Source organism: Microcoleus sp. Z1_B2 (assembly GCF_036700325.1).
In the GTDB taxonomy this organism is placed as follows: domain Bacteria; phylum Cyanobacteriota; class Cyanobacteriia; order Cyanobacteriales; family Microcoleaceae; genus Microcoleus.
The window spans coordinates 93972-116511 of record NZ_JAUBOQ010000005.1 but is presented as its reverse complement, the minus strand read 5'-3'; the positions used below and the strand labels follow the sequence as shown (position 1 = coordinate 116511).

At 45.6% G+C, this 22540-nt stretch carries 20 protein-coding genes; 11 read left to right on the top strand and 9 right to left on the bottom strand.

The window, feature by feature from the left end; translation table 11 throughout:
- Nucleotides 1-57: 57 nt before the first annotated feature.
- Both QT984_RS04360 and QT984_RS04355 read right to left on the bottom strand, forming a co-directional pair.
- On the bottom strand, nt 58-918 hold the full coding sequence (locus QT984_RS04360; RefSeq protein WP_333373328.1) for a formate/nitrite transporter family protein: 861 nt from the start codon (nt 916-918) through the stop codon (nt 58-60).
- 572 nt (nt 919-1490) lie between these two features.
- Complete coding sequence (locus tag QT984_RS04355; protein ID WP_333053750.1) at nt 1491-1613, bottom strand: hypothetical protein; 123 nt, start codon at nt 1611-1613, stop codon at nt 1491-1493.
- Nucleotides 1614-1682: 69 nt separating this feature from the next.
- On the opposite strand from QT984_RS04355, the gene QT984_RS04350 reads away from it, so the two are divergent.
- The 5 genes from QT984_RS04350 (at nt 1683) to QT984_RS04330 (ending at nt 7572) form a co-directional block, all read left to right on the top strand.
- Nucleotides 1683-3104, top strand: coding sequence for an Nramp family divalent metal transporter (locus QT984_RS04350; protein ID WP_333373325.1), 1422 nt, complete (start codon nt 1683-1685; stop codon nt 3102-3104).
- 264 nt (nt 3105-3368) lie between these two features.
- Nucleotides 3369-4232 (top strand): HAD hydrolase-like protein, encoded by an 864-nt coding sequence (locus QT984_RS04345; protein ID WP_333373322.1) that lies wholly within the window; start codon nt 3369-3371, stop codon nt 4230-4232.
- Between the two features lie 13 nt (nt 4233-4245).
- The gene (locus QT984_RS04340; protein ID WP_333270925.1) at nt 4246-5298 is read left to right on the top strand and encodes an AI-2E family transporter; all 1053 of its coding nucleotides are present in this window, start codon (nt 4246-4248) and stop codon (nt 5296-5298) included.
- A gap of 212 nt (nt 5299-5510) precedes the next feature.
- Nucleotides 5511-6365 (top strand): DUF1206 domain-containing protein, encoded by an 855-nt coding sequence (locus QT984_RS04335; protein WP_333053745.1) that lies wholly within the window; start codon nt 5511-5513, stop codon nt 6363-6365.
- A gap of 238 nt (nt 6366-6603) precedes the next feature.
- Nucleotides 6604-7572, top strand: coding sequence for a TIGR03885 family FMN-dependent LLM class oxidoreductase (locus tag QT984_RS04330; RefSeq protein WP_333053744.1), 969 nt, complete (start codon nt 6604-6606; stop codon nt 7570-7572).
- An 18-nt stretch (nt 7573-7590) separates the two neighbouring features.
- On the opposite strand, the gene QT984_RS04325 is transcribed toward QT984_RS04330, so the two are convergent.
- From QT984_RS04325 to QT984_RS04310, 4 genes are all read right to left on the bottom strand, one after another.
- Entirely contained in the window at nt 7591-8409 is an 819-nt protein-coding gene (locus QT984_RS04325) for an ion transporter (RefSeq protein WP_333053743.1), read from the bottom strand.
- Entirely contained in the window at nt 8406-8621 is a 216-nt protein-coding gene (locus tag QT984_RS04320) for a hypothetical protein (protein WP_333240660.1), read from the bottom strand. Before QT984_RS04320 ends, QT984_RS04325 begins: the two co-directional genes overlap by 4 nt.
- A gap of 88 nt (nt 8622-8709) precedes the next feature.
- Complete coding sequence (locus QT984_RS04315; RefSeq protein ID WP_333270929.1) at nt 8710-9621, bottom strand: DUF2382 domain-containing protein; 912 nt, start codon at nt 9619-9621, stop codon at nt 8710-8712.
- An 895-nt stretch (nt 9622-10516) separates the two neighbouring features.
- Nucleotides 10517-11752: a HetZ-related protein gene (locus QT984_RS04310; protein WP_333053741.1), complete on the bottom strand. Its 1236-nt coding sequence runs from the start codon at nt 11750-11752 to the stop codon at nt 10517-10519.
- Nucleotides 11753-11795: 43 nt separating this feature from the next.
- On the opposite strand from QT984_RS04310, the gene QT984_RS04305 reads away from it, so the two are divergent.
- Complete coding sequence (locus QT984_RS04305; RefSeq protein ID WP_333053739.1) at nt 11796-12047, top strand: hypothetical protein; 252 nt, start codon at nt 11796-11798, stop codon at nt 12045-12047.
- Nucleotides 12048-12272: 225 nt separating this feature from the next.
- On the opposite strand, the gene dtd is transcribed toward QT984_RS04305, so the two are convergent.
- The 3 genes from dtd to QT984_RS04290 form a co-directional block, all read right to left on the bottom strand.
- Complete coding sequence (gene dtd, locus QT984_RS04300; protein WP_333053738.1) at nt 12273-12728, bottom strand: D-aminoacyl-tRNA deacylase; 456 nt, start codon at nt 12726-12728, stop codon at nt 12273-12275.
- Nucleotides 12729-12883: 155 nt separating this feature from the next.
- Nucleotides 12884-14035 (bottom strand): GTP-binding protein, encoded by a 1152-nt coding sequence (locus QT984_RS04295; RefSeq protein ID WP_333053737.1) that lies wholly within the window; start codon nt 14033-14035, stop codon nt 12884-12886.
- 535 nt (nt 14036-14570) lie between these two features.
- Nucleotides 14571-14972 (bottom strand): fasciclin domain-containing protein, encoded by a 402-nt coding sequence (locus QT984_RS04290; RefSeq protein ID WP_333053794.1) that lies wholly within the window; start codon nt 14970-14972, stop codon nt 14571-14573.
- A gap of 422 nt (nt 14973-15394) precedes the next feature.
- Between QT984_RS04290 and QT984_RS04285 the strand changes: the two genes are divergently transcribed.
- From QT984_RS04285 to QT984_RS04265, 5 genes are all read left to right on the top strand, one after another.
- Complete coding sequence (locus tag QT984_RS04285) at nt 15395-16432, top strand: aldo/keto reductase (protein ID WP_333053736.1); 1038 nt, start codon at nt 15395-15397, stop codon at nt 16430-16432.
- 831 nt (nt 16433-17263) lie between these two features.
- Complete coding sequence (locus QT984_RS04280; RefSeq protein WP_333053735.1) at nt 17264-18565, top strand: glycosyltransferase family 1 protein; 1302 nt, start codon at nt 17264-17266, stop codon at nt 18563-18565.
- A gap of 129 nt (nt 18566-18694) precedes the next feature.
- Nucleotides 18695-19924 carry a UDP-galactopyranose mutase gene (gene glf, locus QT984_RS04275; RefSeq protein ID WP_333053733.1) on the top strand — a complete coding sequence of 410 codons (1230 nt, stop codon included), beginning with the start codon at nt 18695-18697 and terminating at the stop codon, nt 19922-19924.
- A 104-nt stretch (nt 19925-20028) separates the two neighbouring features.
- Nucleotides 20029-20385, top strand: a complete 357-nt coding sequence (locus QT984_RS04270) for an STAS domain-containing protein (RefSeq protein ID WP_333053731.1) — start codon at nt 20029-20031, stop codon at nt 20383-20385.
- A 199-nt stretch (nt 20386-20584) separates the two neighbouring features.
- Entirely contained in the window at nt 20585-22468 is a 1884-nt protein-coding gene (locus tag QT984_RS04265; protein WP_333373317.1) for a glycoside hydrolase family 2 TIM barrel-domain containing protein, read from the top strand.
- Nucleotides 22469-22540: the final 72 nt, after the last annotated feature.

Sequence of the window (22540 nt, the reverse complement as noted above, 5' to 3'; positions counted from 1 at the left end):
GAGATATGTGCAACTTCACCTTAAATTGGTATAATGTCGTTTATTTTAGCTCAATTTCTAGAGGTCATCTTGAGCAACTTGGGCATGGTTTAAGGCAGCGACTAAGGTAACTCCGCCTAAAATATTACCAATTAGGGTAGGTATCATGAATTTGCCAAAATATTCTGGCCAGGAAACAGCTTTAATTGCCACTGCATAGAAAACTTCCACCGATCCGGCAATAATATGAGGAAATTCACCTAGCCCAACCAGGGAAGTGATGATCACAATTACCCACAGTTGGGAAGACTCAGCGGCGGGGAGAAGCCAGACCATTAAAGCAATTAACCAACCCGCAAAGATTGCCCGCAATAAAGTTATCCAAAATCCTCCATCGATAACTCTTAAACCTATTTCGCCAAACGCTTTTTGAAATTCAGGCGGGAAGACTCCAGGCTGTGCAACTATTGAGGCAAATATGAATGCACCGAACAAATTGCTTGCTAAGACAATTCCCCATAATCGCAGCACTCGCATAAAAACTTTGGGTCTGCGATCGTTTAACAAAGGCAGAATGACTGTCAGAGTATTTTCAGTGAACAATTGCTGACGCCCCATCACCACGATGACAAAGCCGATACTGTACCCAAGGCTGACAATGATAGAACTCCAAGATTGCTGGGGTAAATTTGCTTGGAGTACACCTTGAGCCACCAGGGAAAATCCCATAGATAGTCCTGCAGCTAATCCAGACCAAGCTAGGGCTGAAACTGGACGCAACAACTCACTTTCACCCTCAATCCTAATCGTTTCGTGAATGATTAAGGCAGTGGGACGGATTCGCTCAATGATCTCTTCACGATCGCGATCGCTTAGTTCCAACTTTTGTTGACCCAGCAATTCTATTGCTTGGCTGGCTCGATCGCTATTTTGTGTCATCTCGCTCTTGTTAAATTATATGAACTTCGTAGTTCTCAGCATACAAACTAAACAATAGCGACGCGCCTAACCTGAGAATGAGCTTTGGGTTTTTCTAAAAAGTGTCTGTAGAGAAAAAATAGTTGTGCAACATCTATCTTAAGTTTGGTGATTTTAAAATTGAATGTAAAAGCAATATATCTTAAGTAAGATATTCCGCTATTTGCTTTAATTTTGCACAATCTTTGCCATACAGAGGTGTAGGGTGAAAATGTAAGAGTGGCAGTGTTAGGAGGCATCTTTGTACAAAATTAATTCCTTGAGTACAAGAAAACCTGACCCATTCAAAAATTCAACCACGAATGCGATTGTGGAGGCTTCTAGCTGGTTCGATCGCTGTAATTGGGAAGGAAAACTCCTCTCTCAAATTTGAGAACCTAGTCAAGCCTGAGTGCGATCGCATTCGTCGTGGAGATTGCCGTTTTTTTGGGACTAGCAGCAGTTTTTTTGGCTTTGCGCGTACCCTCATTTGCAATTGGCAAAGACCTGCGGTGAGTTTTACGTTGGCACAATCATGCAAGTGGCTTTGACATTCAGTTCAATGTAACGTTTTTGCTGGCGATCGCAATTGTCTTTGGTTTAATCGGGCTTTGGGGAAAAGCCACCAGCAAGCGTCGTTTTAACGAAGTGTGAAGCACCGGAATATGAAAATCCACAATTTCAACCTCACCATAAATCGTGGGTAAATCGATCGGTGTTGACCAGTTACTAATCTAGTAATAACAATGAATAGAGATAGCGATGATCGCAGTTCTTCTGCACAAATAACTAACCAACAGGGTGAAAATACAAATCAACAAATCCCGCAGCCACCAGAGGGTTGGGATCGCTTTAAATGGTTGGGGCCGAGTTTTTTATGGATGCTGTCGGCTGCTGGTTCTGGTGAGTTACTATTTACACCTCGAATTGCAGCACTTTACGGCTACTCGCTGTTGTGGGCGCTGCTAGCGGCTGTTATCCTCAAGTGGTTTATCAACAACGAAGTCGGGCGGTTTTCGGTTTGTACGGGTGCAACAATTTTAGAAGGTTTTAAGCAAATTCCTGGACCGAAAAATTGGACGATTTGGCTGATTTTATTGCCGCAGGTGGTAGTAGCAATTTCCACAGTTGCCGGACTTGCAGGTGCCGCCGCTACAGCACTGATTCTAGTAACAGGAGGAACAGTTAAACTTTGGACAGTGATCATTATCGCTGTGACGGCAGCAATTGTGTTCATGGGGCAGTATAAAGTTGTTGAGAAAATTTCCTCAATTATCGGCATCGGCCGCACGTTGGCCGTGGTAGCCGCGGCGATTTTTGTTTTTCCCAACCTTCGACAATTCGCAGCGGGGTTAGTACCTCAAATTCCCCAAAACGTGCAATATCAAGAAATCCTACCTTGGCTGGGTTTTATGCTAGCAGGGGCAGCAGGATTGATGTGGTATTCCTATTGGGTGGAAGCCAGAGGATACGGTGCTGCTTCCCTCAAACAAGAACAACCCCTTGATTTTAATGAAATCGGCCACGAACAAGTAAAAAGGTTGCAGGGGTGGGTGACTTTAATGAGTTTCTCCAACACCTTAGCAGTCGTAGGTGCGCTGTTAGCGGCACTCGCTTTTTTGATTCTCGGTGGCGAGTTGTTGCGTCCCCAAGGATTAGTGCCAAAAGAACAACAAGTAGCCGAAATTTTGGGTAGTTTGCTAGGCGACCTTTGGGGGCCATTTGGCTTTTGGTTTATGGTGGCAATTGTTTTTATTACTTTTTGTAGCACCACGCTTTCAGTCCAAGATGGCTTTGGGCGGATGTTTGCCGATGGCACGCAAATTTTACTGCAAGGATTTGGCGTGCAGGGTCGTTGGACGAATGAAAAATTTTTGCAGCGATTTTATATTATAGTGCTGTTAACTGCGTTACCCATTGCGATTTATCTGATTTTCGGCGAACCCGTTTCCTTGTTACAAATGGCTGGAGGCATTGAAGCAGCTCACATTCCCATTGTGACTGGATTAACGCTTTATGTGAATCATCGAATGCTGCCCAAGGAATTGCGACCCTCGAAGTTTATCTGGGGTGGAACGGTAATTGCAGGAATCTTTTTTGCTTGCTTTGCAGTTATCTATCTTTTACAACTGACCGGGATAATTGGCACGAGTGGAGGAGGAAGTTAAACAGGGTTTTTATAGTGGCGTTAGGAGGTAAACGTGCCATAATTTCGCAAAAATAATAGTTACATTTGTCTGGCGATAACTGGCAAACTGTAACAGATACAAACTCCCCCTCAACTGCAATCGGAATAGAATTTTTAGATATTGCAATCGATCGCAATCAAACATCTGGGATTCACTTTACTTTTTTCTAGACTATTTCCCAAAATTGGGAAAATCGCAACTATCAAGTTGCTGTTGTTAGTTAACCTTCACTTTCAAATTGTTATGACTCTCGCAACCAAACCTTTATCTAACTATATCGCCGTCGTGTTTGACTTCGACGATACCCTTGTCCCGGATACCGTCGATAGTCTGTTAGAAAGCCTCAATATTGATGCCCTCGCCTTTCGTCGCGATCGAATTCAACCTTTAATTGATAGCGGTTGGGACGATATTCTAGCCAGATTTTACGCAATTATCGAGGAATCTAAGCGTCAAGGGAACAAAATAACCCAGGAATATATAGCAAATTTTGGGAAAAAATTAGCGCCTTTTGATGGCGTTGCAGAAATGTTCGATCGCCTACGCCAAAGCGCTTATGCAATCAACCCCAAAGTGGAAGTTGAATTTTATATAATTAGCTGCGGCATGGTGGAAATTGCCCGTAATAATTGCATCGCCCCCAAGTTTAAGGCGATGTGGGGTTGCGAGTTCCATTATGGTAAAGAGGGCGAGATTGAGTTTGTCAAAAAAATTGTAACTCACACGGAAAAAACTCGCTATTTGTTTCAACTTGCCAAAGGCGTTGACAACAATCCAAAAGACGATGGCAAAACATTTGTTTATCGGGATGTTCCGGCGGAAGAATTGCACATCCCGCTAACACAAGTCATTTATGTGGGTGATGGGGCATCAGATATTCCTTGTTTTTCGCTTTTGAATGAACAACAGGGAATAACGATTGGGGTTTATAAAGATAGTACCGCACAAGATTGGAGCCAGGAAATAGAAATTAGCCAAAGTCAGCGGCTGATGAATTTGGCTTCTGCAGAATACAGTGAGGATTCGGAATTGATGCGATCGCTCACTCTCGCTGTAGAAAGTTTAGCCAAAAAAATCTCCCTGCTCCAGTTAAGTGTTGGTGAATAGAGAGGCTTTTGTTGTGGGTTTAGGAAAGTGGATCGGTTTTTTTGCTTTGGTAGCCTCGCTCTATATTTTGTGGAAAATTAGAACGATTGTTTTACTGTTTTTTACCGCCGTAATTTTAGCGATCGCTCTCAACCGTTTAGTGCGAAGATTGCAGCAGTCGGGTGCGAAGCGGGGAGTGGCGATCGCCTTAGCAGCGGCGATTCTAGTCACAGCGAGCGCTGTCTTGCTAACTCTCATCGTAACGCGCCTGAGCAATCAATTTCAAGAGTTGTCCGAACTCGTCCCGCTAGGAATAGAACAACTGCGACTTTGGAGCAATTGGTTGCAAGCAAGATTACCCGGACAAATAGTTGATAACCTTCCCAGTATTGACGATTTAACCCAAGAAATTAAAACGCTTTTTCGGTGGACAAGTTCGCATATTTATCTGTGGTTTTCCAACTATCTAACCTTGATTATCAATACCTTATTAATTACCGTTTTGACAATCATGCTTCTGGTAAATCCGATGCCATACCGCCACGCAATTATCAGCCTTTTTCCGGCTTTTTACCGTCAGCGAGCCGATGAAATTCTCTCAAAATGCGAAGAGGGTTTAATGGGTTGGTTGGCCGGCGTTGCATTAAGCATGAGTTTTATTGGTATTACGAGCATTATTGGTTTGTTGGTTTTGCAAGTTCCCCTGCCTTTTGTGAACGGGCTTCTGGCATTCATATTAGCCTTAATTCCCTATATGGGCGCAATTTTAAGCGTAATTCCACCGTTGCTGCTGGCTTTATTAGATTCGCCTTCAAAAGCAGGCGCGGTGTTGTTGCTTTATTTCCTAATTCAACAAATTGAAGGCAACTTGGTCACACCTATCATTATGGAAAAGCAGGTATCTCTGCTTCCCGCTTACACCTTAGCTCTCGTGACAGCATTCGGATTTTTCTTTGGTTTTTTGGGATTATTTTTAGCGCTACCAATTCTAATTGTTATTCAAATTTGGGTTAAAGAAGTTTTAATCAAAGATATACTAGACCGCTGGCAGACTCCTCCATCATGGAAGCCATCTCATAGCCCCTAAAGCTATATTTGTCAAGCCCAATAAATGTGAAATTTATTACTCAATCAACCGATGAGACTCCCGCTCAAGACAGATTTTAAAAAAATCTAAACAAGCTAATCTTTAAATTAATAAATAATCACATAAATTATCTGTTTAAGAACTCAGTTAGCTGGACAGGAATGCACTATTGGGTATGGCAGCAGTCGTTAACAACTAAATTGTCAAAAAATATGAAACGGGACAACTCACCCACCGACAGCATTAAAGACTCAATTGGACAGGCAGCTTCTCATCCCTGGTTTGAGCGACTGGCAAGATTGGGATATGCTTCCAAAGGCTTAGTTTACTTTATTGTCGGTTTTTTAGCAGCACAAGCCGTCTTCAGTATGGGCGGCCGGACAACCGATACTAGCGGTGCATTATCAGAAATTGTTAACCAACCCTTCGGTAAATTTCTGCTATTTCTTGTAACGATTGGCATTATTGGTTATGCCCTTTTGCGTATCGTTCAGGCAATTCTCGACCCAGAAAACCAAGGACAGAAAATGGATGCCAAGCGAATTGCCCAACGCATTGGCTACGCCTTAAGTGCTTTAGCTTACGCAGGTTTAGCTTTAACGGCTGTAAAACTGATAATGGGTTCAGGCGGCGGCGGTAAGAGCGATACAACCGAAGATTTGACAGCCCAAATTTTAGCGCAACCGTTTGGAGAATGGCTGGTAGGATTGGCAGGCTCAATTGTTATTGGTGTCGGTTTTTCTTATTTCTACCAAGCATATAAAGCCAAATTTCGCCGCCATTTCAAGCTAAATGAAATGAGCCAAACCGAGCAAACTTGGGCGACACGGTTGGGTCGATTCGGAATTGCTGCCCGTGGAGTTGTTTTCGTTATAATCGGTTTTTTCTTAATTCAAGCAGCAAGGCTATCGGATGCCAGTCAAACGAAAGGATTGGGCGATGTGTTGGGAATTGTGGCACAACAGCCTTTTAGTCCAGTGATTTTGGCTCTAGTACCTTTGGGTTTAATTGCCTATGGCATCTACTCGGTAATTGAAGCTCGCTATCGGCGAATTTTCGGTTCATAAGCTTGCCCGTTATGCAGAAAGTTATGAATTTTGAGTACAACAATTTTTTTGAATTAAAAACTTATCTAACTCAAAGCTCAAAACTTTTACAAGGCGTCCTGATTAAATCACCTGCTTTTAAGTCTGGATATTTTAACTCAAAACTCAGGGCGGGCACTCTTGGCACCGCCCTGTACTCAAAACTCAGGGCGGGCACTCTTGGCACCGCCCCTACTGTACTCAAAACTCCTAAAAACTTATGGCAAAAATTGGTTATCATGCTTCCCACGAACAGTTTAAGCCCAGCGAACTGCTGAAATATGTCCAAATGGCAGAACAAGCTGGCTTTACCCATGCCCTTTCTTCCGATCACTTTCATCCTTGGAGTGAAGCGCAAGGACAAAGTGGTTTTGCTTGGTCTTGGTTGGGTGCAGCAATGCAAGCAACGGCGAGGCTTTCCTATCGGGTTGTTTGCGCTCCCGGACAGCGGTATCATCCGGCTATTATTGCCCAAGCTGCGGCAACGTTGGGAGAAATGTTTCCCAATCGTTTTTGGCTAACGGTTGGCAGCGGTCAAGCGTTGAACGAACATATTACTGGGGATAAGTGGCCTACTAAGAGCGATCGCAACGCGCGCCTCAAAGAATGTGTCGATATTATCCGCGCCCTTTGGGCAGGAGAAACCGTCACCCATCGCGGTTTAGTGTGCGTAGAAGATGCAAAACTCTATACCCGCCCGGAAATTCTCCCATTAATTATCGGCGCCGCAGTTACGCCAGAAACCGCAGAATGGGTGGGCAGTTGGGCAGATGGATTAATTACTACTTCTCGCCCACCTGAAAAGTTAAAAAAAGTCGTCGATGCGTTTCGTCGCGGTGGCGGAGAAGGGAAACCAATGATTTTGAAAGTGCAGCTTTCCTATAACAGTAATGCAGAGAAAGCACTACAAGGCGCTCATCATCAATGGCGTAGTAATATCTTCAAAAGTAAAATGCTGACAGAACTGATAACACCCGATCAATTTGATGCGGCCGGGGAGTTTGTGCAACCAGAGGAGTTATATCAACACGTCCGCATTTCGGCAGACCAAGAGCAGCATATTGAGTGGTTGCAACAAGATATGGAATTGGGGTTTGATGAACTAATTTTGCACAACGTTAACCGATCGCAAGAGCAGTTTATTGAGGCGTTTGGCGAAAAAGTAGTGCCAGTGCTGACAAAAACTTGATGTTGGCATCTACCTAATTCAAGACTTTGAATTCTGATTTAATAATTGCTGAATCTCAGCCCGCAAGGCAGCAATTTCCGTTTGAAGTGCTGCAATTGATTTCGCTCCTGCTAATTCTGCCTCGTCATCCTCTGCATCGCGACCAATAAAAAATGTGGCGATGGTCGCAGTTACATAACCAAAAACCGCAAACGCATAGAGTGCCAGAACAAGGCAAAGTATGCGACCTTCTGGCGTTTTGGGCCAATATTCCGAACCCATTGTCATCATTAGCATTGCCGTCCACCATAACGCTGTGCCGTAATTATTTAACCCGGAGGAACCATCGGCGACATCTTTTTCAAAAGCATACATCCCTGCTGCACCTACCAAGGTAATAATTATCGTTAGTCCTACGACATAACCAAATCCGCGACGGCTAACACTCGCAGCTAATGCCCGCATCCCTCGATTCGTACCAGTCATAACTCGCAACAACTGCAAACTTCGCACAGCCCGTGCTGTTTTGAATGCTCGCACCACTCGTACAATCCTCAAGGTACGCAAAGCAGGCAACAGCAGAGAAAAAGCCGTTATCCAATGGCTTTTAATATAGGAAATTTTGCGCGGAGCTAAGGCAAATTTAACTAGAAAATCGGCAATAAAGATAATCCAAATAGTAGTGCTAACGACTTCTAGCAGTGGATTTAATCCCCAAGTTAATTCAATAATAAATAGGGCTAGCCACACAAATGCCAGCACCAGCATGGGAGCTTCCAGCCAATCTTCTAGCTGTTGCAAAATTTCGCCTTGCTCTTGTTCTATGGCTTGTTTTTTGGCTAGGTTGGGGTTGTTCATCTACCTACCAAATCATTAAAAGTTTGTCTTTTACGCTGCATTTTAGTATAAGGTTTCGCCAATGGCACAGCAGTAAACCAGTGGGCTATTATTGACACGCAAATAATTAGGCTACCAATGACCCAAGCTGACTCTAACCCCGTTTTACGTAGCGCCAGCATGGCATAGAAAATCGCTGCCACACCCATTGAACCAAACCATCCTAAAAACAAAGTATCCTGCCAGCTTTTTAGCTGACCCAGCTCATGTGGGCGAAGACAGCGCAACTAACTACAAACCCTTGTTAAATTCATTCGCACTCTAACGCCCTTCCCTCTTCACGTCCAACTCTTCACGACGCAGTGTTTCCCTTGCCTCAACAATCTCCGTTTCAACTTCTTTCCTGATGTTAACTTCTTCGCGGACGAAAGCTTCTTTTTTGATATCAGCCGTTTCTTCGTAAACTTCCATACGCATCACCTTTTCCTGCTGGAAGGGAGTATCTCGATTTACTGGCGCACCTGCCTTTTCTGGAGTTATACTCTCAATTACAACTCGCTCTTTTTCTGTAGGAACGGAAACTCGTGCCGTTTCGGTTTCAACTCGCTTGCCAATTGCTACCTCGCCAGCTTTGTGACGGCTTTTTTCTGCAACCAGTCGTTCTTCGTAGAGTCGGAACTTGTGATGCTCGCGATCGTTCATCTGATACAATTGAGGCTCTTGTTCGTAAGTGTATGTGTTGCGGTCATAACCAGCAGCCTTAGCTTGGTTAGAGACAGAACGCGGCATAGAAACTGGTGCAGATGCTTGTACAGGCAATGAGGTTTCTAAAGGCAATGATGCTTCTACAGGTGCAGACCCTTCTACAGTTCGAGTACGATAAACACCCCGCACTTGTTCTTCATAATCGTAATCAACCACCATCCCATCCTCATACCTGGGTAGTCTTTCTGCTTGGTCTTTACTCCTCAAACCCGTCGCGTAGATGCGTTCTGCATCAACCTCAACTCGACAAAGTGCAACTGGAACTAATACCTTCTTGCCAAATATCCAGAAACCCGTGTCAACCACAAAATATCGGAAACGTCCTGTCTCATCAACTAGCGCTGTATCAATTGAGCCAATCTTCTCATCTGTATTTCCAGCATAGATATCCAGACCTTTGATATCTTCGCCATTAAAAGCAGCTTCGCGGTAGTTGGGATTAAAATCTTCAATTTTGTAAAGTAACATACCAGTCCTTCCTTTTCTATCTATATCAACTTATGACCCCATTTTAGATATATCTCAAATTTGATGCTTCCTTCTTATGAAGGATTAAGTGAAACAAAATAGTAGGATGAGTATATTTATTTTAATTTTTTTCTGTCTTTGGATAGATGACTTTTTAATTTTTCATCCACCTTCCGCACCCTCAAGTTTCACAATCGGTTTCTAACTATTTATATAGAAAAATACTTTTAGAAATTAGACTTTGATACTGTACATTAACGGAGCAAAAAAATATATAGCAACCCTAAATTATTCGCGTAATTATTGTAGGGGCAATCCGACCCCTACTCCCCGTGGTTGCCCCGATAGATAGGGGGTAGGCACGGGGAGTAGGGGTAGCACTACCCTACAAATTTACATGAATGATTTAGGATTGCTATATACATAATTTATTACTTTAAAAATAGACTTTTAGGTGAGATATTTGGGGCAAACACATTTGAAAAACTTTGCCTTGATTATGCTACACCCTATGTTTAAAATCATTATGAATATATGCCCGGTAGCCTCTTCAGCAAGCAATTTGTCCTAACTAATGACTAATGAGTAATGACTAATGAGTAATGACTAATGAGTAATGACTAATGACTAATGACTAATGAGTAATGACTAATGGCTAATGACTACTGACTACTGACTAATAAAAACAAATTCCCCGGTCTAACCAGGGAACGAAAGATATTAAAAAAAGTAATGTTGTTTTAATAAATTGAATTTGCCAATAAGCGGCGATAAATTAGTAGCAGCCCTTGTTGAGTTGAGAGCGGACGCCGGGGCGGGCAGTCCTGTGTAGATGCCGCACCCGATCGCATTTTCCAGTCTCAAGAAAACAGTTGCATTCATATTTGAGTACCACTTAAGCTTGGTTGCTGTTGCGAGTCTGGCTAGCCAGCTCCAACAGTTGCGCCCAGCGTTTTTGGACTTGTTTGGGAGTGCATTTGATCGCGGTGGCGATCGCCTTGTCGCTTTCTTGATTCCGCTTCATTTCTAACAATTGCTGCATTTCCGGCGACAGTTGAGCGCGAAAAGCTTCCCATTTGTCCGAAGTCATTCCCAGCTTTTGATCGACATCAGCACCCAGCCATTCGTGGACGAGTTTCCAATTTTGAGTGCGGGCAAATTTTTCGACGTGGTACTTAAACCGTTGTTGCAAGTAGTCGCGCTGGCGGGAAGACAAACCGAGCACGCGGTCAATTTCCGAAGCCGAAAGGTCTTGCAATTTTAAAGTTAAGTAATTCACGCATTCTGGCTGATTTTGCGATTCCAGATAGGCGATCAATTCCGAGACTACTCGATCGCGCAGCACAGCATCAGCAGGATCGACAGTTTCCGATACCATTTGCTCGCGCACTTGTTGCAGCGCCGGAGAGCGGCTGTAAATTTCCGCATCTTCTCCCTTGCCGGATTCTACAGCCATTTCAATGTCGATCGCAGTTTCGGGAGGCTGGCCCTTGGCAAATCCTTGAGCGCGCAACACGATCAGGCGTTGGCGGTTGCGGCCGGGCAAACCGATTTGGCGCTTGGCGTAGTGTTCGGTAAAAGCCATGTACTCAGCCAATTCTAGCTGCGTGCGGGGCTGGTAGGTGACATCGAGTTGATGTTCGCGACGGAAAGCTCGCAGAGATTCGATGTAAAAGCCTTGCAAAAAGTCTTCAATCATGTTGTAGCGAGCTTGGAAGTTCAAGTTCGATCGGAAAGAAGCAACATGGCGGTAAATCATCGCCGCGAGGTGAGAATGCAGTTCGACGCGGCCTTGTTTGGAACCGAGGCGGTAGTATTGCAGGGTTTTTTGCAACCGGTGCTCGGCCAAGGTGATTTGCCAAGCTTCAACTTCGCCGGAAATTTGGATGCGATCGCTTTTTTGGCAAATCCGTTCAACTTCCTTAGCAATCCGCATCGCCACTGCTTGAGCGCTGCGGCTGGCAGTTTTCATTTCCCCTTGCAATTCTTTGAGGGCGAAGTCAGCCAAAGCGAGGATATCGATGCTGGGAACAGTATTGATTTCGGCGTTTGGTTCGCTGGAGGTAGCCGGAATGCAGTTGAAGCCAGAAGCGGTGTTGCAGTTGACGGTGGTGGCAGTTTTGGCAGTCATGGCATTTATCGGGTGGTAGGGCACAGCGGGTGTGCGAGGACATTTGTCAGAGTGTGAGGCGGCAGTTGCTGGCGGTTTCGCTTGCTGTGCTGATTCAACTCTCTATACATTGAATGTTACGGAAGTAGAGATAACCGTAGTTATGCCAGTGTTCCACTCTCTCATGCAACAGTTTTTGGCTGCTGAATCTGATTCTAATCGCTGGCTGTGGAAGATTGGTTTTATTGCCGTTAAAGCCTTACTTTACAAGCATTCTGAGCTGTTATGTGCGTGGGGCGATCGCCAGGAAAACTGAGGGTGCTGCCAGGCCGCTGAGTGGACAATCTAATAACTGGCTATTTGAGGGGGTTTTGGCCGTTAGAGATTGTGGAATCGAGACTTGGCAGAGTGTAGCTATCTGCAATGTCTTCAGAACCTACGCAACAGCAGTTAGGAAACCCGGTTAATCTGAAAATTTGATCTTATCCAAGAAGGAAGAAGGAATCAGAAAGAAGCACACAGAGCTTTGTTTGCAAACAATTCACCCTGATTCTTTCTCTAATACCAAAGTCACCGGCCCGTCATTCTCGATCGAGACTTGCATCATCGCTCCAAACAAGCCTGTTTCGACTTTTAAGCCGCTCTGGCGCAACTTTTCGACAAATTTATCATAAAAAATTTCGGCTCGTTCAGGAGCCGCTGCTCGGTCAAAGGAAGGTCGCCGACCTTTGCGGCAGTCCCCGTAGAGAGTAAACTGACTGACAACCAGCAACTCGCCGCCAATGTCTTGTACTGACTTGTCCCAGCGCCCGGTATCCGTGGCAGAGTCGGGAAACAAACGCAATTCCAGGCATTTGCGAGCCATCCAATCGAGTTCTGTTTCGGTGTCGGTGTCTGCAATACCTACAAGCAAGTTAAGTCCGCGGCCAATTTTGCCAATAATTCGATCGTCAATTTCGACTTGAGATGATTTTACTCGCTGGATGATGACTCGCATGGGAAATCGGTAATTGGTAATAGGTAATTACTCGTTACCAGGCTCTGGCCTGGTAACGCAGATCCAGAGGCTCTGCCTCCTATCTTCCTAAGTACCAGAGATGCAGAGCCTCGCTTACATCGGTTCCCAGGCCAGAGCCTGGGAACCAGTAACCTTTAGTTTTTCCCAAAACCTTTGCCGCGATTGGTTGAAGGCATACAAAGACAGTTTTCGAGTTGCGATCGCAAAGTCTCGGTATCCAAACCCTGACCGATGAGAACAAGCTGGTTTTTGCGATCGCCTTTCCACTGGTCATCGTCCATCGTAAATCGCTTGCCGCTCAAGTGAAAAATATGCCGTTTGGGACTTTCTTCAAACCACATAATCCCTTTCGCGCGAAACACATTTGTTGGCATTTGTTTGTCTAAGAAATATTGAAATTTTCTCAGAGAAAACGGCTTGTCACTCAGGAAAGAAATTGAGGTAAATCCGTCATTTTCTAAATGGTCGGAGTGGTCGTGATGGCTGTGGTCGTGATGGCTGTGGTCGTGATGGTCGTGATGGCTGTGGTCGTGATGGTCGTGATGGCTGTGGTCGTGATGGTCGTGATGGTCGTGATGGTCGTGATGGTCGTGATGGTCGTGACTGCTAGGAGTTTCTTCAGATTGGAAATATTTGTCCGATTCAAACAATCCGACGCTGAGGACAAGCGGTAGGGGAACTTGCGATTTTACTGTTCGCAGAATTCGAGCACCTTCTTTGACATCCCGAATCTTAACTTCCAACAAATCTAAATCTGCTTCTTCAACCAAATCAGTTTTGTTGAGGATAATTATATCGCCGTAAGCTATTTGACTGTAAGCTGCTTGAGAGTTGAATAAATCTAAGCTGTAGTTGGCTGCGTCTACTACTGTAACTATCGAATCGAGACGAGTCAGGTCGCGCAGTTCTGTGCCTAAAAAAGTCATTGCTACTGGCAGCGGGTCGGCGAGTCCGGTTGTTTCGACTACCAGATAATCGAGATTTTCTTGACGTTCCAGAACTTTGTAAACTGCATTAACTAAATCTTCATTAATAGTGCAGCAAATGCAGCCGTTGTTCAGCTCAACCATGTTGTCGTCGGTGGTGACAATCAGTTCGTTGTCGATGCCGATTTCGCCAAATTCATTTACCAAAACTGCTGTTTTCAAACCCTGCTGGTTGGTCAGGATGTGGTTGAGCAGGGTTGTTTTGCCGCTGCCGAGAAATCCTGTAATGATGGTAACGGGTAAGCCGTGTTTGGGAGCGTCCATCGCCGGTTCTGTCTCGGACTGAGTTGTAGATTGCATAGCTTGAATGTCAAATAATGTCGATCGCACTTTCTTTGTGGCTCTTATTGTATCTTAATTAGGACAAGGCCTGGTAAACCCAGTTTCTCGGAGAAATGTTGGGTTTGGTGGCATGGTATCTACGCATCAACCGGGAATCAGCCCGAGAGTGCAAAATAAGTGGGCCGCTAATTATCGGCAATTGCTAACGCGATCGCACTTTTTTATTTTTTTGATAAAATTTTGTCCAGAGTACCTGTCGCAGTTTTTGCCACTAACTCCAGCAGCGACAAATTTGGGACAGACTCAAGCCCAGTGCGATCGGCCAATTCCCCCTACTCTATAGCAATCCTAAATCATTTGTGAATTTCTTACTCCCTCCCCTTACCAAGGGGAGGGTTGGGGTGGGGTAAAAAATTTACGACTCCTGCAAGGATGGCTATATAATAGTTTTAATTATTGAGCAGCCTAAAATATTTAAACCTCAACGAAAACAGGGCGGTGGCTAACAACAGCCACCGCCCTCAAGATAGTATTGCGCTATCTAAGTCTGTGCTTACGCAGGAAGCAAGACTGAATCAATAATGTGGATGACGCCATTATCAGCAGCAACATCGGCTGTTGTAACGGTAGAATCATTGATTTTGACGCCATTGGAAGCATCAATTTTAACTTCTGAACCTTCCACTGTCTTGGCAGATTTCAGCTTGACCACATCAGCGGCCATAACTTTGCCAGAAACGACATGATAAGTCAAGATTTTTGTCAGCTTAGGAATGTCCTTAAGCAGTGCTTCTACAGTACCTGCGGGAAGCTTAGCAAAAGCTTCGTCAGTAGGCGCAAAAACAGTGAAGGGGCCAGCGCCTTTAAGAGTATCTACTAAACCAGCGGCTTGGACGGCAGCAACTAGGGTAGTAAAAGAGCCTGCCGAAACGGCGGTATCAACGATGTCAGCCAAGTGAGTCACCTAGTTTTTGTAATCTGTAAATCACTATAACGCTAAAAAGTTAATTTAGCTACAGATATTTTTTCTCGTTCAGTTTGGTTTTCTTATATAAAATAGAACATTTTTTTATATATAACTCATGTCAGTAAATACCTACCTAAAGGTAGATTATAATTTACCGATTTTACTGTATTTTAATTTAGAAATGTAATCCTAAATACATTGGTAAGCCGATCGCCCCTGCGCGCTGTTTAAACTAAACGCAGGGGCGAGACAGCATCGCCCCTGCTACGACATTTTGATTGACTTGGCAAAACATTCAACCTTCAGCGCAGCGCTAACACATTACAAAAGCCTGCCACCCCGACTGATGGCAACAGTTTGGGAAATCCCGATCTAAACTGTTAACAACCACTAACTAGCGGAAGGGTGACATGAGATACAAACTACTAGGTCACAGCGGACTTCGCGTTTCGGAAATCTGCCTCGGAACCATGACTTTTGGCGAAGATTGGGGTTGGGGCGGTTCCTACGACGAAAGCCGGAAAATGTTCGACGCCTTTGCAGAAGCGGGCGGCAATTTCATTGATACCGCGAATCTCTACACCAACGGTACTAGCGAAAAATATGTCGGTGAGTTCATCGCAGCCGATCGCGAAAAATGGGTAGTTGCCACTAAGTATAGCCTCAACATGAAGAATGGCGAAATCAATGGTTTTGGCAACCACCGCAAAAATATGGTGCAAGCAGTAGAGGCCAGTTTGAAGCGATTGCAAGTCGAATACATAGATTTGCTGTGGCTGCACGCTTGGGATTTTACCACACCCGTCGAAGAAGTAATGCGCGCTTTTGACGATTTGGTACGCGCCGGCAAAGTTCTTTACATCGGCATTTCCGATACGCCGGCTTGGATTATTTCTCAAGCAAATACGATCGCCCACCTGCGCGGTTGGACACCATTTATCGGCTTGCAAATCGAGTATTCTTTAAAAGAGCGAACTCCTGAACGGGACTTGATCCCTATGGCAAAAGCCTTTGATATTGGCGTCACAGCTTGGAGTCCCCTAGCAGGCGGTTTGCTAACAGGAAAATACAACACTTCAGAAACAGCCAGCGAAGCTAAACGGCTGAATTCACCTGAATCGGGAAAAATTAACGAACGCGACCTCAAAATAGCTGACCAAGTTAGCAAAATAGCAGCCGAAATTGGCAAACCTGCTTCTCAAGTAGCCCTAAATTGGCTGATCCAACAGCCAGTCGAAGTTATTCCAATTGTGGGTTCGCGCAAACTCTCGCAACTTCAGGAAAATCTGGCTTGTTTGGAGTTTAAATTAACCCCCGAACAAATGCAGCAGTTAGACAAAGTAAGTGCAATTGAATTGGGTTTCCCTCACGATTTCTTAAAGAGTTCGACGGTGCAAGATTTTGCCTTTGGAGGAGGAATGGCCAAAATTGACAGCCGCCGACTGTAAAGTTGCTGCTATTTTCTAGTTGCGGGTTTACGTGGATATTTGGCGTTTGATTGCAGATATCGGCGAACCCGCCCTTAGAGGGATGATTGACATTGGTGCTGTGGGCGCGAGATTAAACTGACGCCCACAGCGCAAATGTCATCATCTTGGTTTCTTGGCATATACTCGCGCAAAATCTTAGGTTTATCGTTGCGGTTGCCTGGTGTCTTTGCTATTGTTGAGATAGGTTTTCTTCGGTGAGTTTACCCCCACTCTATAAACTGTCAATTGTTAATCTATCTGAAGTCAGAAATGTCGGTCAATCTTCTGTATATTCGGATACAAATTTTCCAAGTTAGCGATCGGATGAGTTAAAAAAAGCAAGGTTTGTCAAATCAAAAAGCAACATAAACTTGATGGCAAATTTTCTCTCATCTTCAAATAAAGCAATAAAACTCGCTCTTTTTTCACCCCGTACCTGCCAGTTAAGAGTCATTTTACAAGGTCGATCGGCATTTTAAAGGCTTTTGAACCCAGCGTGCAAGCTAGGTGTCTCCTGAGAGAAAAGTCATCCTTCAGATAGAAGTTATGGCAGAAAAACTGGGTTACATTTAACAACAATAGCAAATCTAACAATATTAACTTATCTCAAAGTTTCAATTCTGAAAAAAGCAGATAAGCCGGTTTTTCCCGCAGCTAAACAGTTTCTTTGTTTGGCTCACTGAATGCGGCGCTTGCTCGTAAAACTTCTCACATTTATGCTTGCGACTTTCAGTAAGACCCTGCTGAGAAATATATCCTCTTGACCAATTTTAACTGACAATTTTTCATTGACAAATTCCAGAGGCTAATATGTCGCCCCCAGAAAACTCAGTCAACAATAATTATAGCAATAAAGAGCGAGCATGGGAGATCCGATTTACCTCTATAGATCCCGCCAAATCCCCCTCTCAATTCGCTCCCTCGCCCGCAGTGCGCGCCAACTTATCAAAAACTGAGGCTGTAGAAGCACCAGATTTAGTTTGCTTGTCTCATTTGCGGTGGAATTTTGTCTATCAGCGTCCGCAACATCTCTTGAGTCGTTGTGCCAAAACTCGTCGCGTATTCTTTGTAGAAGAACCTGTTTTTAGCGCAGCTACAGATTGGTGGCTTGATGTCAGCATCCACGAAAGCGGAGTCTGGGTAATAGTACCGCACCTGAGCGAAGGAACCAGCGAAGCAACAGCACAAACTGCTCAGCAAGCCATGCTAGATGATTTGTTTCGAGCGGCAGAAATTAGCCAGTACATTCTGTGGTATTACACACCAATGGCTGTCAGCTTCACAAGCCACTTAAAGCCGCTAGCTGTAGTCTACGACTGCATGGATGAATTGTCAGCATTCAAAGGCGCACACCCCGATTTAAAAGCCAATGAAAACCAACTATTAAAGCGCGCCAGCGTAGTATTTACCGGAGGACACAACCTTTACGAAGCCAAACAGCACCAGCACCCAAACATTCACCCCTTCCCCAGCAGCATCGAAAAAGAACACTTTGCGACAGCCAGGAACCTTTCAGAAGAACCGGCGGATCAAAAAGACATTCCTCACCCGCGTTTGGGGTTTTATGGCGTCATAGACGAACGCATGGATATCGAACTGCTGGCGGGCATGGCCCAAGCAAAGCCAGACTGGCATTTAGTCATCATTGGCCCGGTGGTGAAAATCGACCCGGCAACTCTGCCAACTCACCCCAATATTCACTATCTCGGTGGCAAATCTTATCAAGAATTGCCAGCGTATCTTGGCGGATGGGATATCGCCATGCTGCCTTTTGCGATTAACGAATCGACTAAGTTTATTAGTCCGACGAAAACTCCAGAATACCTCGCTGCCGGCAAACCTGTCATTTCTACTCCTATCCGCGACGTGGTGCGGCCCTACGGAGAAAACGGCTTGGTTCGGATTGCTAGCAATTGGGAAGAATTCGTTGCTTGTGCCGAAGAAATCCTTAACGAAAGTTCGGACGTTCGCACCAAGTGGCTGAGTGAAGTAGATGCCTTTTTAGCAGACAATTCTTGGGACAATACCTGGGGCGAAATGCTGGGGTTGATCGAAAGTGCGATCGACGATAAAAAGCAGAAAGCTGAAGGCAGGATGAAAGTTTTAAGTTAGGAATGTTGAGGTTGAAGTTAAAGAGTTACACGTTACGGATTCAAAAATTAACACTCAACACTCCTCGCTGTATGTCCAATTACCAATTATTTCTTACCCTTACCCTTACCCACAATCAGAGGTGTTTCCATGTTTGACTATTTAATCGTCGGAGCCGGATTTGCAGGTAGCGTCATTGCCGAAAGACTAGCAAATGAAGCCGGAAAAACAGTTCTGATAATTGATACCCGCAACCACATCGGCGGTAACGCATACGATCACTACGACAATCATGGCATCCTCGTACACAAATACGGCCCCCACATTTTTCACACCAATTCGCGCCCTGTTTTCGAGTATCTTTCGCGCTTCACCGAGTGGCGGCCCTACGAACACCGCGTCCTCGCCAGCGTTGACGGTCAACTGCTGCCAATTCCGATCAATCTCAACACCGTAAACAAACTTTACGGACTGAATCTCACCTCATTTGAAGTAGAAGATTTCTTCGCGAAAGTAGCAGAACCAAAGGATTATATTCGCACTTCCGAAGATGTCGTTGTCAGCAAAGTCGGCCGCGAACTTTACGAGAAATTCTTCCGCAACTACACCCGCAAACAGTGGGGAATGGATCCGTCGGAACTCGACAACTCAGTGATTGCGCGCGTACCCACTCGCATTAACCGGGACGATCGCTATTTTACCGATACCTATCAAGCAATGCCCCTGCACGGCTACACTCGGATGTTTGAAAAGATGCTTTCTCACCCAAACATCAAGGTGATGCTGAATACCGACTACCGGGAGATTGAGGGTTTTATTCCTTACGGGGAAATGATTTACACCGGGCCAGTCGATTCCTATTTCAATTATTGCTACGGCAAACTTCCTTACCGTTCCTTGGAATTTAAGCACGAAACACTGAACGTACCTGTACACCAAGAAGCACCGGTGGTAAATTACCCCAACGAGCATTTATATACTCGCTGCACCGAGTTTAAATACCTCACCGGACAAGAGCATCTAAAAACTAGCATTGTCTACGAATATCCCCAAGCTGAGGGAGACCCTTACTACCCGGTTCCGCGTCCAGAAAATGCCGAAATATACAAGAAATATAAGGCTTTGGCTGATGCAACTCCGGGAGTTTCTTTCGTGGGAAGGCTGGCGACTTACAGGTATTACAACATGGATCAAGTAGTCGCTCAAGCTCTAACAACTTACACGCAACTTACTACCAAGCCGATGATTGAATTGGTAGAAAATGTTAACGGTTCTGCCTCTAATGTCAGCTCATCCAATGGAGTCGCCCATCGCCCAGCCGCAGCTTCTCTAGAAGTCGCTGCTGTCAACAACGGCAACGGCAAATCTCCTAGTAAGTAGCTGGAAGCTGCGAGTTACGGGTAAAAAGGTAAGGTGCTCATAGAGCACCTTACTCGGTTTTCATCAAAAGTTATTTAATAATTCAAACAAGCATTGAGGTAAAAATGAACGTTCTAGTTAAAATTGTTTTGTCTCATGAGGTTTTGGAAATTTCTCAGTTTGCTCAGTTTCAGAAAGAAATACAGCGCCTCATTGAAAGCGGTGGCAAAATTCTGATGCTGGACTTCTCAAAAATAAATTTCCTGAAAAATTCCGAGTTAATGGCTGTAGTGGCGATCGTGAAATTAGTGAGAGACAGCCAGTGTATACTTTTGATCTCTGCCATGAGCGAACAAGTTAGAATTCTATTTGAACTCACGGGACTACAGCAAATATTTCAGTGTTTGCCGTTTGCCGAAGAATTTTCTCTCACAAGTGAGCTAACTGAACAGTTAGGAGGTTTGCCAAGTCTTGCTAGCTAGAGGGAGAGGGAGAGAGGGGGGATAGGAAAAATCTTCCTGGTTTATTGTTCCTTCTTCTGACTAATGACTTCAGCACAAGACAGCCTTTAGATGAGGCTGTTTTAATGTGCAGAACTTTGGCAAATTAATTAGCAAAAAACTTGTCAAAGTGGGGGTAATTGTAGCTAACCTATAAATATAACTTTGGGTAGATGTGCCGATGAGTTGGTTAGGTAGAGAACTAGAAAATTGCGAGATAGAAGAGTCTGCAACTCTTGATAGTAAGGTGACAGTTCAAGGACGCAAAACAGGTTATCCGCGCCCCCAACTGCGCCGGAGCAACTGGATTTGTCTCAATGGTAAGTGGAGGTTTGCTTACGATGACGCGGGCCACTGCGTGCAGCCGATCGATATTTCTGAGTGGACTCACACTATAGAAGTGCCGTTTGCTCCAGAATCGGCAAAAAGCGGGATCGGCGACACGAATTTTCACGCCAACTGCTGGTACGAACGCGAATTTGACGTACCCCACACAGAAGGCAGAGTTCTCCTCCACTTTGGGGCCGTAGACTACCGCGCCCGCGTCTGGGTGAACGGTCAGTTTGTCATCGAACACGAAGGCGGACACACTCCTTTCACCGCAGACATTACAGCAATTGTGAACCTCAACGGGATGCAGCGGGTGACAGTCTGGGCCCACGACGACCCGCAAGATTTGGAGCAACCGCGGGGCAAGCAAGACTGGCAAATAGAGCCCCACAGTATTTGGTATCCGCGCACGACGGGCATTTGGCAGACAGTCTGGGTAGAATTGGTGCCTCACACTTATATCGAGCGCATCCGCTGGACTCCCCAGTTTGAACGCTGGGAAATCGGTTTTGAAGCGTTTGTCGCGGGCGATCGCCAGTCGGGAATCCAAATTAAAGTTAAACTGTCGATCGGCTGTTTGCTGCTAGTCAACGACACCTACGAAGTCCTCAACGGCGAAATCCACCGTCGCATCGCCCTCTCCGACCCTGGTATCGACGACTACCGTAACGAATTGCTGTGGAGTCCCGAAAAACCGACGCTAATTAACGCCCAAGTGCAGTTGTGGGCCGACGGCAAACTACTCGACGAGGTTAAATCTTATACCGCCATGCGGACGGTTAGCATCCAGCGCGATCGCTTCATGCTAAACGGCCGCCCCTACTATTTGCGACTGGTGCTCGACCAAGGTTACTGGCCCGACACCATGATGACGGCCCCTTCCGACGAAGCTTTGCGGCACGATGTCGAATTAGTCAAAGCAATGGGTTTCAACGGCGTCCGCAAGCACCAAAAAATCGAAGACCCCCGATTTTTGTACTGGGCTGACGTGCTGGGGATCCTAGTTTGGGAAGAAATGCCCAGCGCCTACCGCTTCACTCCCAAAGCCGTGCAACGGCTGACGCGGGAGTGGACGGAAGTCATCGAGCGCGACGGCAGCCACCCCTGTATCGTAGTCTGGGTGCCGTTCAACGAATCCTGGGGAGTTCCGAATTTAGTCGAAGCCGCAGCCCACCGCAACTACGTGCAAGCGCTGTATTTCTTGACCAAAACCCTCGATCCGACTCGCCCCGTCATCGGTAACGACGGCTGGGAAAGCATCGATACCGACATCCTGGCGATTCACGACTACGACAACAACCCGCAAACCCTAGCCAAGCGCTACGGGCCCGAAGTCCAGCTAGCCGATTTGTTCGATCGCGGGCGTCCCGGCGGGCGAGTCCTCACCCTCGACGGCCACCCGCACCAAGGACAGCCGATGATGCTGACAGAATTCGGCGGCATCGCCTGCGCCGGTCGCGAAAACCCTGATTTTTACAGGGTTTGGGGCTACGTGCGCGCGTCGGACACGAAGGAACTGCAAAGGCGCTACAGCGCGCTGTTGAAGGTGGTAAACCGAGTGGAAATGTTCAGCGGATTTTGTTACACGCAGTTAACCGATACTTTCCAAGAAGCTAACGGTTTGCTGTATGCCGATCGCACTCCCAAGTTTCCCCTAGAGGCGATCGCGGCGGCAACTCTCGGCTGGGATATTCCCGAAGAAAGTTCACAGCCGCAAGCTATTACTCAATGCTAAATAGACTAAAGAATCAAGAGGGTATTTAAGTAAAAGTAGGGTGCGTCGCTGCCACAATCCCAGCTATTTACA

Bases quoted from the DNA above. Each gene is read 5' to 3' on its own strand.
- QT984_RS04335 (WP_333053745.1), top strand. From the start codon at position 5,511: ATGAAACGGGACAACTCACCCACCGACAGCATTAAAGACTCAATTGGA.
- QT984_RS04345 (WP_333373322.1), top strand. From the start codon at position 3,369: ATGACTCTCGCAACCAAACCTTTATCTAACTATATCGCCGTCGTGTTT.
- QT984_RS04265 (WP_333373317.1), top strand. From the start codon at position 20,585: ATGAGTTGGTTAGGTAGAGAACTAGAAAATTGCGAGATAGAAGAGTCT.
- QT984_RS04325 (WP_333053743.1), bottom strand. From the start codon at position 8,409: ATGAACAACCCCAACCTAGCCAAAAAACAAGCCATAGAACAAGAGCAA.
- QT984_RS04310 (WP_333053741.1), bottom strand. From the start codon at position 11,752: ATGACTGCCAAAACTGCCACCACCGTCAACTGCAACACCGCTTCTGGC.
- QT984_RS04330 (WP_333053744.1), top strand. From the start codon at position 6,604: ATGGCAAAAATTGGTTATCATGCTTCCCACGAACAGTTTAAGCCCAGC.
- QT984_RS04315 (WP_333270929.1), bottom strand. From the start codon at position 9,621: ATGTTACTTTACAAAATTGAAGATTTTAATCCCAACTACCGCGAAGCT.
- QT984_RS04285 (WP_333053736.1), top strand. From the start codon at position 15,395: ATGAGATACAAACTACTAGGTCACAGCGGACTTCGCGTTTCGGAAATC.
- QT984_RS04270 (WP_333053731.1), top strand. From the start codon at position 20,029: ATGAACGTTCTAGTTAAAATTGTTTTGTCTCATGAGGTTTTGGAAATT.
- dtd (WP_333053738.1), bottom strand. From the start codon at position 12,728: ATGCGAGTCATCATCCAGCGAGTAAAATCATCTCAAGTCGAAATTGAC.
- QT984_RS04360 (WP_333373328.1), bottom strand. From the start codon at position 918: ATGACACAAAATAGCGATCGAGCCAGCCAAGCAATAGAATTGCTGGGT.
- QT984_RS04295 (WP_333053737.1), bottom strand. From the start codon at position 14,035: ATGCAATCTACAACTCAGTCCGAGACAGAACCGGCGATGGACGCTCCC.
- QT984_RS04350 (WP_333373325.1), top strand. From the start codon at position 1,683: ATGAATAGAGATAGCGATGATCGCAGTTCTTCTGCACAAATAACTAAC.
- QT984_RS04280 (WP_333053735.1), top strand. From the start codon at position 17,264: ATGTCGCCCCCAGAAAACTCAGTCAACAATAATTATAGCAATAAAGAG.
- glf (WP_333053733.1), top strand. From the start codon at position 18,695: ATGTTTGACTATTTAATCGTCGGAGCCGGATTTGCAGGTAGCGTCATT.